Here is a 17,083-nt window from a genome sequence, read left to right as displayed (position 1 = left end):
ACATGAAACATAAATTAATCACTTCCCTCCTCATTATAATTGCTGTATTTGGCTGTAAAAGTCAAGTTGGTGAAGACTCTAATTCTGGTGGAGGTCAGAAAATTTACTTATTTGATAATCCTACTCTTGGATTTGACTTATACGCTTTGAATTATGGACATAGAGAAATCGATGGTACCGACACTGTATATTATATCATTCCTAATGAAGTAGCGAGGGTAAGAGAACTGGATGTTGCCAAAAATAGTTCAGGATCGAATGTAGATATTCTTTCTCCTGAAAAATTAACCGAATTTGAAGAATTGATTTACTTCACCGGATTAGAAACTTTTAGAGCCACCTCCAATGAGTTTACTGCTCTAGATTTTTCGAAATGTACCAATATGAAAGGGATCTACATTAATAACAACTGGCTAGATTCCCTAAACTTAGATTCTCTTCAATTATTGGAAGAAATAGAATTCAGTGCTTCGTCAAGAGCACCTGGCCTTGTTTCGTCTATTAATCTGACCAATAATATAAACCTGATTGTTTTTGAGCTTGAAAAACATGATTTAACCAGTCTTGACGTCTCTAAGAATATCAACTTAAGAGAAATCGATGTTTCTGAAAACACTGGAGACCCTATCACAATAGACTCTGTAATTTATGATCAACTTACAGTACGAAACGGCGTTGTTAGACAACAAGCAGGTGGAGAATTACCTGATGATGGAGTTTTGATACAAGACAACAATTTTGGTGAGGCCTTAAAGGAACTAGGACATGCTGAAGGACCTCTTTCAACTGGAGAATACTATTTAATACCAAAAGACGTCGAAGGCGTTACATCTCTTGATATCTCTGATAAAGGTATTGCTAATGTTGAAGAGTTGTCGTATTTCACTGCTTTAGAAAGATTGAACTTAGCAGATAATGTAATTGAGACTTTGGACTTAAGCACTTCTGTAAACCTTATCGCTCTAAATTTAGATCAAGCTTCAGGCTTTAGTACTGTGACTACTATAACATTCCCCTCTGGTCTTGATTCATTATCTATGAATAAAACAGGCTTAGCGACTATTAATCTAAGCCCTCTTACTGGTTTACAATATTTCATTGCTGAACAAGGCAAAATTGACAATCTTGATTTGTCAGCCAATACGGAGTTAAAAGTCTTAAGAGTTCGTCATACCAACTCCGGTAGTGCATGGACTGATGGTGGTGGTATTCAAACCATCGATCTATCCAACAACAGTAAGTTGGAAGACATTTATTTGTATAGAAATCAATTAGAAGATGGTGATATTACTTGGTGGGATACTGGAGATGGATCAGTATTAGTTGATTTAGATCTTCAGAGTAATCCAGCAGGAACGGAAGCAACATTTACAATTCCAACCCATATTTGGTCTACACTAAGTACTGAATCTCAAGGTAGAAATGTTGTGGATGAAGGCGGAGGAGGACCAACTCCTCAAGATCCAGATTTGTTTATTTCAGAGTATGCTTGTTCTTCTAACGCCGTAGACGGATTTAGAAATACATATTTTGAAGTTCATAACAACACAGGAGCATCAATTGACTTATCCGATTATTCAATTGCATATCGTTCAAATAACGATCCTTGGACAGATGAAGAAGCACTATCTGGCACGCTTGCAGATGGTGAAGTATATGTGATTGGTCGTTCAGGTGTTGACCCAAGTAAAATCACCATTGATTATGAGTGGACTGACTTAACCGCTAATGGTGACGATGCAATTCGTCTTTCTAAAAACGGTACTCCAATTGATTATATTGGTGAAGATGACAGGCCTGATACTGCATGGGATGTAGCCGGGGTGACTCACGCCACTGTAGATTTTGTTCTTTGGAGAAAACAAGGCACAACTCATGGTAATACAGATTGGGATGATTCAAGAGGAACTAATGCTACGGATTCCGAATGGATCGTTTCAAACGTAAAAGAAGATTATGGAAATGCTGGGTCACCGACAGATGACTCTGTACCATCAGAATAAACAGTTGTTCAACTTCTAAAAGTAAAAAAATAGGCGACCATTTTCATGGTCGCCTATTTATTAAATGAATATTTTTTTTAGAATTTCATATCAACTAAAGAGATAAAATTCATTACAGCTTCTGAGGTAAAATCCCAATCATACTGTTGAGCGTAATGTGTTTTTATAAAACTGATCGCCTCTGTATAATCTTTACTTCCGTCAATTAGCTTGATTGCATCTTCCATTACTTCAGCATCTCCTCCGAATAATTCCTTTTGGAATAGGAATTTCTGATTGATACTCATTTGACTTCTTATACTTTCAGAAGACGATGTATTTCCTTGTAATTTATCCAACAAAGTTACCCCCTCTTGTTCCTCTGCATCAGATTTTAAAGAATCCTGTAATGTAGTAGGCTCAATTTCTTCTACAGTAACCTCTTCTTCTTTTGGTTCCTCTACTATTTCTTCTTCTACCACTGCAATAGGCTCTTCTTCAGTTTCTACCACTGATTCCTCTTGCGGTTCTTCTTTATTGATTTCATCTAAGTTAAAACTCTCTAAAGAGCTCTCAACTACATCATCTATATTATCTTCTACAACAGGGTCATCAAAAGTTGGCTCCTCAATTACAATCGTCTCAAAACCAAAATTATCTTCTACTTCTTCTTTCGGTTCCTCTTCTGTTTTTAATTCCGGGGTTACTTCTTCTTCAACAGGCTCAGAAGTCGGTGCTGCGACTTCTTCAGTTTCTTCTTCTACATCAAAACCTACGATATCACTTGATAATTTTTCAATATCAATATCTGCTACATCTTTTGGTTCAAAAGACGACTCTTCCGCTACAGGTGGTTCATCAAGGTAATTAGGATGAAGTTCAAAAATACCAACAGGTACTATCTCATTAAAAAGTGCTATTATTTCCTTTGGATCATCTTGTAATTCTTGATGATGATTTATAATGTTATTGGTAATATTAATGGCCTCATTTCTTTTGATATTGACCCCAGCCTCATCTTCAAGAGCAGTTAATATTTCTGCCGCTAATTTTGGATGAATTTTAATGTAGGCAAACATTGGAACCAAATAATTCTTCATTGGTATTTTAATACCTTGTAACCCAAAAAATTCTTCGTAAAAGATCTCAGGGGCAAAAGTCAGAATTAAGACATCTCTAATTGCTTTTTGTAATAATGGTAAGAAATGAAGTCTTGAGATATGAATATTTTTTGAAAGAGCATTCATCAATTGTTCTAAAGATGACCTAACGCTTTCAGCAGAATAATCAAAATAAGGACTTTGAATCCTTACGGCCTCTTTCTGCCAATTCTCAAAAATTCTTTTTAATATGAATAGATTAATACTCTGTATAGAGCTTAACTTAGTAATTTGGATACCTGTAATATAGTCGTTCTCTGAGAAAAAGTCATCGCATATTGCATCAGCTACCTTCTCAGCATAAATTTCAATTGCGGATAAATTCGGTTTTTTATTCATAAATAAAGAGGTCGAAGAATATTATAAGACGAAATATAACGTCTGTTAATCAAATCTACTAAAAAGTTTGCATTGTCTTGTCTTTTATTTAAGGAATCCTTAAAGATTTTCTTGTGTTTCTACTTTGAAAGGTTAATTTTGCGATGACTATGCGCATTAAGTCAAACAAACACTATAGAGAAGTTTATGAAAAAGTTTTTTATTTATAGCAGCGTAATTGCAATTCTAGCAACCTTGACTTCGTGCTTTGGACAGCACAATCACGCTCCTAACCCAGGTGTAAATTTAAACAGCAAAAGAATTTATGGTCCTAGCAGAGATGCTGAACCAAATCAACTGAAAAATGAATACGCTGACGCTGACACTGAATTACGTCTAAGAATCAACGACATTCGCAATCAGTTATTTCCTAACTAGGTCATAGTTTAACTATCGATCTTTTGATGAAGCCACTTTTTTCTAGAAAAGGTGGCTTTATTTTTTTGCTTAATGCAAATAATTTGCAAACTAAGTTTTCGTAAACTACCACAAATTATAAATAGTAAATAGCGATGTATTATGGTTCGTGAGGTCGTTGCAATGCAACGCCCCTACAGCACTGCACTTTAGAAGATCATTATAAACCCTATAAAAGCTGGTAGAAAGATCGATTAGAAGTTAAGGTTTATTTTACCATAAATAAAACCCACACTAATAAAATTAATGTGGGAGTTGAGAGATATAAATTGTTTAGTTGGTGGTCTCTATATCAAGAGCACTTATAACAATCTATCATCAACATTTTCGAATTCCCAAGAACTACGTCACTTTATCACTTTTTGTAGTGGCTAAGAAGTAGGCTATAAAAGCATTGAAGTACGCTAAATCTCTGATATTGTGATTTCAAAAAAATTACTTCAACTTATATTAAGTTTTATTTTTTATAGATTCAAAACCATTTTTTGGGATTATCACAAAAAAACAATAATTTAGCGAACTTGTAAGTAGTATTCGATTATAAATAATATATATCAATGCCTAAAGCATCACTTATAACTCGTGATTTAACGGATTTGACGAAAGAGACAGATAACATCTATAAGTCAATTGTTATTGCGGGAAAACGTTCAAGACAAATCTCATCTCGTTTAAAAGATGAGTTACAAGCAAAATTGTCAGAGTTTGCTACCACTGTTGATAACCTTGAAGAAGTTCAAGAAAACCGTGAGCAAATTGAAATTTCTCGTTTCTACGAGCGTATGCCTAAAGCAACGACTCTTGCTGTTGAGGAGTTGATTGAGGATAAGATCTTTTTTACTAATGTAGAAGACAGATCATACTAATTGATCGGACACTATTATTAGATATAAGAACTTCCAAGTTTACATTTAAGTAGAATTGGAAGTTCTTTTTTTTTATTTTTACTGCTTAGAGCAGTATCGAAGGAAAACCTAAAACCTATTTTTGGGAAAGTACAGCTATAATCGCTCAAAAAAATAACTGAATCAACATAACAAATGGATAGCATTCTTAAAGGAAAAAAAATATTAATCGGTGTTACAGGGGGAATTGCAGCTTATAAAATTGCATTATTGACTCGCTTATTGAAAAAACAAAAAGCGGAAGTTCAAATAATCATGACCGAAGCAGCAAAACAATTCATCACTCCTGTTACATTATCTACACTATCAGAAAACCCCGTATTGACCCATTATGCAAATGAAGAAACTGGAGAGTGGAACAGTCATGTAAAACTTGGCTTATGGGCTGACTTAATGATAATTGCTCCTGCCACTGCTAATACAATGGCAAAAATGGCCAACGGTATGTGCGACAATCTATTGATGGCTACTTACCTTTCTGCTCGTTGCCCCGTGATGATCGCTCCTGCAATGGATTTGGATATGTTTATCCACCCCTCAACTACAAGAAATATCAATACACTTACTTCTTACGGTCACATTATCGTAGATGCAGAAGAAGGCGAGTTGGCAAGTGGACTAGTTGGTAAAGGTAGAATGGCCGAACCAGAACACATTATTGATGCTGTCCAAGATTTTTTCCAACCTAAAGAAGATTTGCCTTTGTATGGTAAAAAAGCAATTGTAACTGCTGGACCTACAAGAGAAAGAATTGACCCTGTAAGATATATTACCAACGGATCAACCGGGAAAATGGGTTACGCTATTGCAGAGGAACTTAGAAATCAAGGTGCTGATGTCACTATTGTTTCAGGTCCTGTTTTACTTCCTGCACCCACTGCCGTAAAAGTAGTCAATGTCCTTTCTGCTCAAGAAATGTATGAAGCGGTAGAAGAACGTTTTGAAAACGCTGATATTAGTATTTTCACCGCCGCAGTTGCAGATTACACACCAGCAGAAGTCTCTAATTCTAAAATCAAGAAAGAAGAAGGAAACCTTCAAATTGATATGAAAAGGACTTTCGACATTGCTAAAACAATGGGTGAAAAGAAAAAAGAAGGACAAGTTACCGTTGGTTTTGCCCTTGAAACAGATAATGAACTGGATAATGCAAAAGCAAAATTGATTAGAAAAAATGTCGATTTTGTTGTATTAAACAGCCTAAATGATAAAGGCGCTGGCTTTGGTCATGATACAAATAAGGTATCTTTAGTTGCCAAAGAAGGTGTTACGGATTTACCTTTAATGACCAAAAAAGAGGTAGCAACAACCGTGGTTCAAAATATCATTGAAAGATTCTAATTCCATAAAAAAACAGGGTAGAAACACATATCTATCCTGTTTTTTTCGAGAAACCAAGATGTAATCAAAACATTGGAGTTCCATCTTCTTTCTCATATTTATCACAACGATCTTCATACCAACCATTATAAAGTACTTTGAGTTCTTCAAAAAACTGTTGAATTCGTTCTTTGCCTTTGTACTCTTCTTTACCTTGTAAAATGATCGGTACTTCTAATGTGTCTATAATTTCTACCTTCTTAGCCAGAAACATTTCGTCTAGTTTTTGTTTGATCAAAAGATCCTCTTTTCTTGTTGGGTTAATTTTTAATAGTAGCATATCGATTTTATTTAAAGGTTATAAATTGAAGCATCAAAAAATATTGACTGAAGCTCAAATACGTGATCATATTGTGTCCACTGCTCTACTGCTAACTTCCATGCTGTAATTTTATCTTTCTGCTGATTAAAAATTACAGTCACTGTACCTGATATTTGCAACAACTGAGAATTTTCAAAATCCAAGAACATTAACCCCACTTTAGGATAGTCAAGCATATTTCCAAGAGAATTATATAGGCCATTTCCTTGATAATCCGGCACCTCTAATACGTTGTTATCTACCTTTACAAAACCCTTATTACCTCCTCTATGAGATGCGTCCATGTCGTAATCAGCATTGCTCGTTCCTAAAAAGAATGTGTCGGCATTTTGGATCATGGAAACTTGTTCTTTTGTCAAATTTGTTCCTTTTTGAATCTTATTGTTTTGAGGAGTATAATTAAACTCAAGGGTTCTTGATTGTATATATTTTGGGCAATTTGTATATGCTTGTACAATTTGTATTTCAATTTGTGAAGCATGATACTTCACTATTCCATTCACCCTAAACCGTCTACGAGATAATAAATCTATAAACAATAAACCCACCTTCTCAATTGTGGTAAAGTCAATCTTAAAAATCTCCAACAAGTAAGGGTGCTGTTCTAAATTTAGAATAAGAGTCGTCGGTGAAGGGTTTCGAACAATTCCCTCCCCTATCAAAGGTATTATTTGAGGATAACCTTCCTGATCTTGGTAACTTAAAAAGGCATAATTCAAGCTTCGAATAAAACGGGAAGCTCGTTCATCAATTTGATCAGAAATCCATTTATGAGCCAAATCATAATTAATATTCGACTCTAATAATTCCTGTAAATAGCGTTCTTTTTCGTGAAATAGTTCCATAATTGAAAAGTTTAGGGTTTATAAAATGATTTAAAGTTTTATATCATGGAGAGCTCATTAAATCTATTATTAGTCATATAATTGTGCTATTTCTTTAAGTGCTTGAATGAAAATTTCATTCTTCTTCATCACTTTAGCCACCGTTAAGGCACCTTGTATCTTTATCATGACCTGCAAAGCCTTTTCTTTTGAAACGTCAGGAGAAAATCCTTTATCCTTTCCAAAAATTTCCCAAGCAGTTAACCAGTGATTCATCCCTTGTTCAAGTTCTTTCTCAAATATGGAATAGCTATTTTCCAAAGAAAGGGCTTTAAACAAGCAAGTATACTCACCATTATTATAAAAGAGTCGAATACTTTCTAACGTTTTCGCCAATCTCTCCTCTACTGCCCTATTTTGATCTTTCAGTACAGAAAGTACATTTTGATCCAACCATGTTCTTACATAGGTTATGACCTTTTGAGTCATTTCAATTTTTCCGTTCGGAAAACGATGATATAGGCTTGCTTTCTTCAAACCAGAACATTGCTCTAGGTCTCGAATACTCACACCATCATACCCTTTAGAACGAATACTTTGAAATATACTCTTGATCAATTCGTCGTCATTAATTTTTTGAGGTCTCATATGACATAGTATTTTACCGTTCGTTCGGTAAATTTAAGAAATAAAATTTATAAAACTAATTCTATGATATTTTAGTTTAGATGTTGAAGAAAAATTTAGGAATTGTATATTCGTGAATAGTATTTTTTCAATAAGCTATTGTTGCTTATAAAGCAGTCCATTATGAAACAACTTCTTATATTCTTTTTTGGTTTACTTATCATTTCGAAAAGTTATGCACAAGAACTTAATGCTACCATTGCAGTAAATGGAGAAAGAGTGCAAACCAATGAGACACAACTATTTGATGACCTACAAAATAATATGCAACAGTTTATTAATGGTCAAGAATGGACTGACGATCAGTTTGAAGATGCTGAAAAAATCAAAATGAATATCCTAGTAACATTAAGTTCTAATACTGACATTGCTGCACAAAATTATACGGCGGATGTACAGATACAAAGTATTCGTCCAGTTTACGGAGCATCTTTTGAAACTACAACTTTAAATTTTCTAGATACAAAATGGCAATTCAATTACAATGCTTCAGATAGAATGGTTTACTCTCAAGGCATCTATAGCACTGAAATTGTGGCATTAATGAGCTACTATGCGTATATTGTTTTAGGAATTGACTATGATACATTTTCCCCAAAAGGTGGCTCTGCCTATTTTGAGAAAGCACTAGAAATTGCCAATTATTCTGAACAAAACGGAAGAGCTGGATGGAGTGCTTTTGGAGACAAAAGAGACCGCTATTACTTGGCAAGAGATTTTATGGATCCTCAATTTGAAAAGTTTAGAGAGTTCTTATACACTTATCACCGTCAGGGATTGGATATTTTTGAAGAAAACCCTGAAGAGGCAAGAACCAATATTTTAGAGGGATTGAATAACCTTAAGATTGTTCGAAAAAACATTCCAATTTCAGTAACTATGGATGTTTTCTTTGCAGCAAAAGGAGTTGAAATCGCCAACCTTTTTGCAAAAGCGCCTACAGAGATGGCTGATCAAGTAGGGCGAATATTATTGGAATTAGATCCTACTCGTTCGAGTCAATATAAAAAATTATTAACCCCATAACTTTAACCTTTCTTCGTTGAAGCAACTTTATCACTATATACAAGCCTTGAGCATAGATGTAGCACTTGGAGCTATAGTATGCTCTATGTTTTTAGGTAAGATCAATAATACTGAAATCCCAACTCCCATATATTTTTCCCTTGGAATTGCCGTTTGGGTGATTTACACATTAGATCACTTGATGGATGCTTTCTCTATCCAACATACTGCACATACCTTTAGACATGCTTTTCATCAGAAATATAAAAAAGCATTATCTACAGCTTGTTCCATATTGGCTTTTGTGGGTTTTATTATTACTGTAACTTATCTCCCTCTCACCGTTTTCTATCATGGAATAGTTTTGATGATCATTGTAGGTGCCTACCTTTTGATCATTAATCTAAAATTTGTTCCTTTTTCTACCTTTAAAGAAACTACCGTAGCTTTAATTTACACACTTGGAGTAGCATTGCCGGTGTACAGTTTGAGTGATACCTATCATCCTGCACTTCACTTTTTTAGTGTAAGTATCTTTATTTTAGCTACCATTAATTTATTAGAGTTTTCTCTATTTGATTTCGAGTCAGACAAAAAGGATAAAATGATGTCGGGAGCATTAAAATTGGGTTATGATGGAATCAATCTCAGGTTAAAAATACTATTTGCACTTTTCCTATTATTGTTTCTGATTAGTTTTATTTGGCTGCGATTAGACTATATTATTCCACAAATAATCTTCTTTTTAATGGGTTTATCCCTATTTATAATTTATATTAAGTCAGATTTCTTCTCAAAAGATGATTATTTTAGGATTTTAGGAGACTTTGTCTTCCTTTATCCGGTGTTATGGGTTTTATAATGAACAAAGATCAATTCGACTATATAGCAAAGTTTTATGACTTTATTGCGGCCATTGTTTTTGGCAAAGCAATTCAAGAAATTCAGTTAAAACACCTTCCAAAAATAAAAAAGAAAAGTAGAGTATTGATCATTGGTGGAGGATCTGGAAAAATTCTAAAAAAAATTGATGAATTAGGTATTGCTTCAGAGGTTATTTACATCGAAAAATCACCTAAAATGACTGCTTTAGCCAAGAAAATCAAAACTAAAACTCCTGTAAAATTTATCAATACGTCTTTTGAAAATGCCAAAGACTATGGTCGGTTTGATCTGATCATTACCAATTTTTTTGTGGACTTGTTGAATGAAAAGCAGTTTCAAAATTTTATTCCATTTATTTATTCACTGCTTAATGATAATGGAAAGTGGATTGTTACTGATTTCAGAATTCATGAACGCTTCCCTTTAAGATCTCTACACAAGTTAATTCATTTTAGTATGGTTTCGTTTTTTAAAGTTACTGTAAACCTTCAAAATACAACACTTTTCAATTACCATACACTAATTCATGAGAGTCGCTTTTTTCAAGCAGAAAGCAAAAAATACGCTTACATGCACATGATGTTTAGTAGTATTTTTAAAAAACGAAAAATATAGAATACCTAAAGTATAATTAAGCATCTACTTAAAACACACTTAATTACACCCCCTTTCTAATATACCTTTTGATTGATATATTGTTTGAGAAGGTAATTGAAGAGCTGGTAGAACTTCATTCAAATCACTTAAATCCATGTAATATTGCTGATTTTCCTGATCCCATTTAAAAGTATCCACACTTTCAATAATAGAAGTCAATTCTTCAATATCAGAAAAAGGGTTGTTGCTATCACAATTCACCAACGTGATAATCGGTGTTGACTCTTCAATAATGAATGAATAAGAAAAATCTGGATTTAAAAATAAGTTAGAAATCTGAGCATTCACTTCCACCATCAAATCTTGTATTGTACCGTTTACTTCACCTTTACCTTTCAATATTAAAATTAGTCGCTCTGCGTTAGGTCTGGCATTTAGTAATACTTGCACATCAATTGTTTCGTTCGTGACATCAGGAAGATCAATATTTATATTTTCCTGTCTCAAAAAAATCTCTTGAAAAGCACTTGGATCCACATCAGGATCATTACAAGCGTTTAAAATCAAGAGTAGAAAAGTAAAAATGAAAATATGCTTTTTCATGTAATAGTCGGTTAGTTATTTTTTGATAATCTAAAATTACAAAACACAAAAAAAGGTTGAAAGTAAAACCTCTATTTTCCTTTCAACCTTATTAATTTAATGAATTATATATTTTCAAACTTCAATTTTTGATGTAACTTATCTTTCTTCAATAAAAAATAAGCTATCGGTACAATTGCATATTCCATCCCCACATAAACGAGTAATATTGGGGAAGGTAAACCATCAAAGAGAATGCTTACCGTCCTACCCATTGCTAATCCTAGACAAAAGATCGCGGTGATGACAATTGCAGTATCCGTATATTTTGGATTAACAATTCCATACACAAAGAAGGTCAATAAGGATAAGTATAAACCACTTACTGCTCTCAGGACATGAGATGCATTCGTTGTGATACTCGCATTTTCTAAGAACATTACAGCAAACCAATTAGGCTGTACTCCATACATTAAAGCAATGATTGACAATGTGATTGAAAAAAACGCTAAATAAATCTGTTTTAGGTTCATAATAGTTTTTGTTGGTTATTAAACATTTATGCAAATGTAATTTCCAAATCAATGAAATAAAACGAATCATCGTGAACATTGTTTAACATTCAACTTAAAATAAAAAAAGCCCCAAATATTGGAGCTTTTTCTGTTCTAGTTCTTTTTGCCAGAGAAATAGAATATTATTTTAAACACATTATTAAATAGAGTTATATAGAGTTCTTTACCATTGAAACTAATGATTGTTTTTCTGCCAACTTCACTACCTCACCAATTACGATAACCGCTGGAGGTCTCACTCCTTTTTCATTCGCTTTCTCTACAATATCACCTAGAGTACCTGTCACAATTTTTTGTGTAGGCAATGACGCATCTTGTACCAAAGCGATAGGTTCATCTTCTTTGCGGTACATAGAAAACAATTGAGAAATCAATTCCAATTTTCCTACTCCCATCAAAATTACGATAGTGGCTGAAGAAGATGCCGCATGCGTTAGGTCCTTTGAAAGTCCACCTGAACAAGTTGTAGCTGTTACCACCCAAAAGCTTTCATTAATCCCTCTTTTCGTAACAGGAATACCTGCTAATGTAGGTGCAGCCAATGAAGAAGAAATACCAGGCACTACTTCACATTCAATTCCAAATTGTTGTGCATGTTCGATTTCTTCTTGACCTCTACCAAACACAAAAGAATCGCCACCTTTAAGTCTTGTTACAGAACCATATTCAAATGCTTTCTCAACAATCAGTTCATTTGTTTCTTCCTGCTTAAGGTGATGTGCACCAGCCCTTTTCCCAACGTAAACCTTATCTACGTGATCAGGAATAAGTGCTAAGATATCTTCCGATACCAATGCATCATACAATACTACTTTACTTTCTTTTAAAATACGTACTGCTTTTAAAGTAAGTAGTTCTACGTCTCCAGGACCTGCTCCGATTAAGTAAAAAGATGGTGTCATAATTCTAGTGTTTAGGTGAATTGTTTAACAAAACTACGTATATATACTTATTTTTACAACATTTTTACGTAATTTTTAAGTAACCCACCTAACTTATACTCATTTTTAGGTAAAAAGTAAGACTCTTATATAATTGTATATTTAAATAATAACTTAAAATATAACAATGACCAGACACATTTATTAAACAATAAAATTATATTTCTCTAAATAAGGGCAAAATCGTGATATCACTCAACAGTATTGTTTATCGTAATTTTACTTAGAGTTTATACCTTATTAATGGAAAAGGAAATTTCAACTCTAAAATCAAGTTAAACGCTAGACCAAAAATACGTACTAACCCTTTGAAAATACTTAGAATTAATCTAAACAATGACTTTTTTTACCCTAAAATTAATTTTTTAAGTAAGTAATATTGATTTTTCAGTATTTATACGTAGTTTTACTTAAAATCAATATTAAACAGAATCAATTATGGCAAGAATAGTTATTGTAGGAAACGGTATGGTTAGTTATAAGCTATGTGAAAAGCTTGTTGAGAAAAATTCATCCGCATCCATTACTGTCATAGGCGAAGAACCTCGTCCGGCATACGACAGAGTACATTTAAGTGCTTATTTCGAGGACGAAAATGCAGACAAACTTACTATGGCACCTAAAGATTGGTACAACGGAAATGGTATCAATCTCATCACTAGCGAAAAAGTATCTCAAATCAATAGAGAAGAACAATATGTGACTACGCACACTAATGCAAAGTACGAATATGATTACTTAGTATTAGCAACTGGTAGTTCAGCATTTGTCCCTCCTATCAAAGGAGTGGAGAAAAAAGGCGTTTTTGTTTATAGAACTATTGAGGATTTAGAAATGATGATGGCTTATGGTAAAAAAGCATCATCTGCAGCAGTTCTTGGTGGAGGTCTTTTAGGTTTGGAAGCAGCGAAAGCAGCTATTGACATGAACTTAAAAACTTCAGTAGTAGAATTTGCTCCTCGTTTAATGCCAAGACAAATTGATGAAGAAGGTGGTCTTTTGCTAAAAAATAAAATGGAAGATCTTGGTATCGACATTTTATTAGGAAAAGCGACTAGTAATATTGAAGGAGAAGAAGAAATGACGGGAATGGCATTCTCTGATGGTACTTCTTTAGATGTTGATATGCTAATTATCTCAGCAGGTATCAGACCAAGAGATGAATTAGGAAAAGAAGCAGGTTTGGAAGTTGCCGAAAGAGGCGGTTTCGTAGTGAACTCATTAATGCAAACTTCAGATGAAAAGATTTTTGCAGTTGGAGAGTGTGCTTCTTATGAAAATATGATATATGGGTTAGTTGCTCCTGGCTACGACATGGCAGAGGTTGTAGCTGAGCAAATAGCCAATGATAATAAAGAATATACATTTACTGGATGTGATATGTCTACCAAATTAAAATTAATTGGTGTAGATGTAGCGAGCTTTGGTGATCCGTTCTGTGATAATATCCCACATTATCCAATCTCAATCAATGATAAGAAAAACGGTATCTACAAGCGAATCAATGTTGATTTAGAAGGTAAAAAGCTATTAGGTGGTATTCTAATCGGTGATGCTGATGATTACAACATGCTTCACCAGATGTTTATCAATGAAATGGCTTTACCTCCACATCCACAAGATTTAATCATCAAATCTTCAGGTGAAGAAGGTGGCGCTGGAATGGGTGTTGATGCTCTTCCTGATACAGCTCAGGTTTGTTCTTGTGAAAACGTATCAAAAGGCGACATCTGCTGTAGTATCAAAGACGATGGTGTAACAGACATCAACGGCATCAAAGCTGCTACGAAAGCAGGTACTGGCTGTGGTGGTTGTTTACCAATGGTTAACAATATCCTTGAAGATACACTTGCATCAATGGGTACTGTAGTTCGTAAAGAAATTTGTGAACATTTCCCTTACACTCGTCAAGAGATGTTTGATTTGATCAAAGTAAATGAAATCAAATCTTATACTGAGCTATTAGAGAAGTATGGTAGCGGCGGAGGTTGCGAAACTTGTAAGCCTTTAGTTGGTTCACTTCTAGCAAGTATTTGGAATGACTTGATCTTAAAAGAGTCAACAATTCAAGATACAAACGACAGATTCTTAGCAAATATCCAAAAAGGTGGTTCTTACTCTGTAGTACCTCGTATTCCAGGTGGTGAGATCACTCCAGACAAACTGATTGTTATTGGTGAAGTTGCAAAAGAGTTTGATTTATATACTAAAATCACTGGTGGTCAAAGAATTGACTTATTCGGTGCTCGCCTAAATGACCTTCCATTAATCTGGGAAAGATTAGTAGACGCTGGTTTCGAAAGTGGCCATGCTTATGGTAAATCACTTCGTACTGTAAAGAGTTGTGTAGGTAGTACTTGGTGTAGATTCGGTCTTCACGATTCAGTAGGTTTTGCTATTGAAGTGGAAAACAGATACAAAGGTTTAAGATCGCCTCACAAATTGAAAGGTGGTGTTTCTGGTTGTATCCGTGAATGTGCTGAAGCTAGAGGTAAAGATTTTGGTATCATCGCTACGGAGAAAGGATGGAACTTGTACGTTGGTGGTAACGGTGGTGCAAATCCTAAGCACGCTGTTCTATTAGCAGGTGACATTGATAAGGAAACTGTAATTAAGTACTTAGATAGATACTTAATGTTCTATATCAAAACTGCTGAGCCATTACAAAGAACTGCTCCATGGCAAGAGAAATTAGAGGGTGGTATTGATTACTTAAAACAAGTAATCTGTGAAGACTCTCTTGGAATTGGCGAACAATTGGAAAATGACATGAAGATCTTAATTGCTCATTACACTTGTGAGTGGAAAGCAGCAATCAATGATCCTGAGATGAGAAAGAGATTTACTCACTTCAGCAACGATGATTCTCATGATCCAACGCAAAAATTCAAGAGAGAAAGAGGTCAACGTTTCCCAGTTGCTTGGTAAAGTAAGTTGACAAAACAAAAGAAGTGCATTATTCTTTGAAATACTGCACTTCTATTTCCCATTCCTTAAAAATAGAATACTATGACATTCGAACATAATACATTAGATCAAGTTACTACATGGGTCAAAGCAGGACATGTAAGTGACTTTCCAGAAGACGGTGGTTCATCTATACTTTATAAAGATCAACAAATAGCCGTTTTTAACTTCACTACCATTAATAAATGGTTCGCTACACAAAATTTATGTCCTCATAAAAAACAAATGATTCTTGCTAGAGGAATCATTGGTACACAAGGTGAGGAACAGACACCTAAAGTGGCATGCCCTTATCACAAAAAGACTTTTTCTCTGGAGACAGGTGAAAACCTGAACGGATGCGAGGATTCTATCACTACATTTCCGATAAAGATAGAAGATGATACCGTATTCGTAGGTCTTGTAGAGGAAAAATAGGTGAAAAGTAAATAATTGAAAACACTTCCATATGGGGGTGTTTTCTCTCTTAGTCAGTTATTTGATTAAAATTCCAAACTCTTTTCTATCAAAAGAAAGAGCGATCAGATAGTAAAAATAAAGCGGAACTTCAATTTTTGAGGTTCCGCTTTTTTATTTCCTTATGCAGTGATCATCCCTGCAGCTACCGTTTCATTTGATTCTTCATCAATCAGAATCAAACTTCCTGTAGCCCTGTTCTTAGTATAAGCATCAATCATCACTTGTTCTGAAGTTTTGATTGTTACCTTACCAATTTCGTTCATCTTAAGATCTTCTACATCATTTAAGCTTTCCATTGTATTGATGTCTAGTTTATCATCAATAGAAGCAACCTCTGCACTCACTTCGTTTGAAGTATGTCTTAAAATGTATTTATTGTTTGGTACTAATGCATTTTTGTTCATCCAGCATAAAGTAGCTGTAAATTCAGTAACGCTTTTAGGTTGATTGTCAGCCTTCGCTAAAAGTTCACCTCTTGAAAGGTCTAAATCCTCATTAAGAGTGACTACTACTGACATTGGAGGGAAAGCTTCTTCAATCTTACCATCCATTGTTTCAATCGACTTGATTGTTGTAGTCTCACCTGAAGGTAAAGCGACTACTTCATCTCCAACTTTGATGATACCACCATCAACTCTACCGCCAAATCCTTTGAAATCTTCCGCTTCAATGACTCTTTGGATTGGGAAACGACCGTTCTCTAAATCGTGATCATTGCTGATTTCCACTGATTCAAGGTTGCTTAGTAAAGCACCACCTGTATACCAAGGCGTTCTCTCAGAATCATCCACAACGTTATCTCCTTTCAATGCTGAAATTGGAATAAAACGGATATCCTCAATTCCAATCTTTGAAGACATTTCTAAGAAATCTTTCTTGATTTTATTGAATTGCTCTTCAGAGTAATCCACCAAGTCCATCTTGTTTACAGCAACAATGATGTGCTTGATCTTCAATAAAGAAGCAATGTAAGTGTGACGTCTTGTCTGCTCAATCACACCATTACGAGCATCCACT

General features: G+C 34.4%; 17 protein-coding genes. 9 read left to right on the top strand and 8 right to left on the bottom strand.

Annotated features, from left to right (window positions below; translation table 11 throughout):
• Window positions 1–2: 2 nt before the first annotated feature.
• Entirely contained in the window at window positions 3–2,003 is a 2,001-nt protein-coding gene (locus IC221_RS22900) for a lamin tail domain-containing protein (RefSeq protein WP_188171176.1), read from the top strand.
• Between the two features lie 77 nt (window positions 2,004–2,080).
• On the opposite strand, the gene IC221_RS22895 is transcribed toward IC221_RS22900, so the two are convergent.
• Complete coding sequence (locus IC221_RS22895) at window positions 2,081–3,481, bottom strand: hypothetical protein (protein ID WP_188171175.1); 1,401 nt, start codon at window positions 3,479–3,481, stop codon at window positions 2,081–2,083.
• Window positions 3,482–3,667: 186 nt separating this feature from the next.
• On the opposite strand from IC221_RS22895, the gene IC221_RS22890 reads away from it, so the two are divergent.
• The 3 genes from IC221_RS22890 (at window position 3,668) to coaBC (ending at window position 6,183) form a co-directional block, all read left to right on the top strand.
• Window positions 3,668–3,898, top strand: a complete 231-nt coding sequence (locus IC221_RS22890) for a hypothetical protein (protein WP_044204846.1) — start codon at window positions 3,668–3,670, stop codon at window positions 3,896–3,898.
• Between the two features lie 596 nt (window positions 3,899–4,494).
• On the top strand, window positions 4,495–4,803 hold the full coding sequence (locus IC221_RS22885; RefSeq protein WP_044204845.1) for a DNA-directed RNA polymerase subunit omega: 309 nt from the start codon (window positions 4,495–4,497) through the stop codon (window positions 4,801–4,803).
• A gap of 174 nt (window positions 4,804–4,977) precedes the next feature.
• Window positions 4,978–6,183 carry a bifunctional phosphopantothenoylcysteine decarboxylase/phosphopantothenate--cysteine ligase CoaBC gene (gene coaBC / locus IC221_RS22880; protein WP_188171174.1) on the top strand — a complete coding sequence of 402 codons (1,206 nt, stop codon included), beginning with the start codon at window positions 4,978–4,980 and terminating at the stop codon, window positions 6,181–6,183.
• A gap of 64 nt (window positions 6,184–6,247) precedes the next feature.
• On the opposite strand, the gene IC221_RS22875 is transcribed toward coaBC, so the two are convergent.
• From IC221_RS22875 to IC221_RS22865, 3 genes are all read right to left on the bottom strand, one after another.
• The gene (locus tag IC221_RS22875) at window positions 6,248–6,502 is read right to left on the bottom strand and encodes a hypothetical protein (protein ID WP_188171173.1); all 255 of its coding nucleotides are present in this window, start codon (window positions 6,500–6,502) and stop codon (window positions 6,248–6,250) included.
• A gap of 11 nt (window positions 6,503–6,513) precedes the next feature.
• Window positions 6,514–7,389, bottom strand: a complete 876-nt coding sequence (locus IC221_RS22870; RefSeq protein WP_188171172.1) for a pyridoxamine 5'-phosphate oxidase family protein — start codon at window positions 7,387–7,389, stop codon at window positions 6,514–6,516.
• A 69-nt stretch (window positions 7,390–7,458) separates the two neighbouring features.
• Entirely contained in the window at window positions 7,459–8,016 is a 558-nt protein-coding gene (locus IC221_RS22865) for a TetR/AcrR family transcriptional regulator (protein WP_188171171.1), read from the bottom strand.
• 162 nt (window positions 8,017–8,178) lie between these two features.
• Between IC221_RS22865 and IC221_RS22860 the strand changes: the two genes are divergently transcribed.
• The 3 genes from IC221_RS22860 to IC221_RS22850 are packed head-to-tail and all read left to right on the top strand — an operon-like array spanning window position 8,179 to window position 10,560.
• Window positions 8,179–9,081 (top strand): DUF4835 family protein, encoded by a 903-nt coding sequence (locus IC221_RS22860; RefSeq protein WP_188171170.1) that lies wholly within the window; start codon window positions 8,179–8,181, stop codon window positions 9,079–9,081.
• 16 nt (window positions 9,082–9,097) lie between these two features.
• Window positions 9,098–9,922, top strand: a complete 825-nt coding sequence (locus tag IC221_RS22855) for a hypothetical protein (RefSeq protein WP_188171169.1) — start codon at window positions 9,098–9,100, stop codon at window positions 9,920–9,922.
• On the top strand, window positions 9,922–10,560 hold the full coding sequence (locus tag IC221_RS22850; protein WP_188171168.1) for a class I SAM-dependent methyltransferase: 639 nt from the start codon (window positions 9,922–9,924) through the stop codon (window positions 10,558–10,560). Before IC221_RS22855 ends, IC221_RS22850 begins: the two co-directional genes overlap by 1 nt.
• A 39-nt stretch (window positions 10,561–10,599) precedes the next feature.
• Here the strand turns inward: IC221_RS22850 and IC221_RS22845 are convergent, their stop codons facing one another.
• From IC221_RS22845 to cobA, 3 genes are all read right to left on the bottom strand, one after another.
• The gene (locus IC221_RS22845) at window positions 10,600–11,145 is read right to left on the bottom strand and encodes a hypothetical protein (protein ID WP_188171167.1); all 546 of its coding nucleotides are present in this window, start codon (window positions 11,143–11,145) and stop codon (window positions 10,600–10,602) included.
• Window positions 11,146–11,249: 104 nt separating this feature from the next.
• Complete coding sequence (locus tag IC221_RS22840) at window positions 11,250–11,657, bottom strand: DUF4345 domain-containing protein (RefSeq protein ID WP_188171166.1); 408 nt, start codon at window positions 11,655–11,657, stop codon at window positions 11,250–11,252.
• Window positions 11,658–11,848: 191 nt separating this feature from the next.
• The gene (gene cobA / locus IC221_RS22835) at window positions 11,849–12,601 is read right to left on the bottom strand and encodes a uroporphyrinogen-III C-methyltransferase (protein ID WP_188171165.1); all 753 of its coding nucleotides are present in this window, start codon (window positions 12,599–12,601) and stop codon (window positions 11,849–11,851) included.
• A gap of 477 nt (window positions 12,602–13,078) precedes the next feature.
• On the opposite strand from cobA, the gene nirB reads away from it, so the two are divergent.
• A complete protein-coding gene (nirB, locus tag IC221_RS22830; protein WP_188171164.1) occupies window positions 13,079–15,568 on the top strand; it encodes a nitrite reductase large subunit NirB in 2,490 nt (829 codons plus the stop codon).
• Between the two features lie 81 nt (window positions 15,569–15,649).
• Window positions 15,650–16,024, top strand: a complete 375-nt coding sequence (nirD, locus tag IC221_RS22825) for a nitrite reductase small subunit NirD (RefSeq protein WP_044204817.1) — start codon at window positions 15,650–15,652, stop codon at window positions 16,022–16,024.
• A 161-nt stretch (window positions 16,025–16,185) separates the two neighbouring features.
• Here nirD and IC221_RS22820 read toward each other — a convergent pair.
• Window positions 16,186–17,083, bottom strand: an 898-nt coding sequence (locus IC221_RS22820) for a sulfate adenylyltransferase subunit 1 (RefSeq protein ID WP_188171163.1), incomplete at its 5' end; no start/stop codon positions are given.

The organism is Flammeovirga sp. EKP202 (assembly GCF_014534745.1).
GTDB lineage: Bacteria > Bacteroidota > Bacteroidia > Cytophagales > Flammeovirgaceae > Flammeovirga.
The sequence above is the reverse complement of the archived record's forward strand: the minus strand, read 5'-3'. Positions and strand labels throughout refer to the sequence as shown.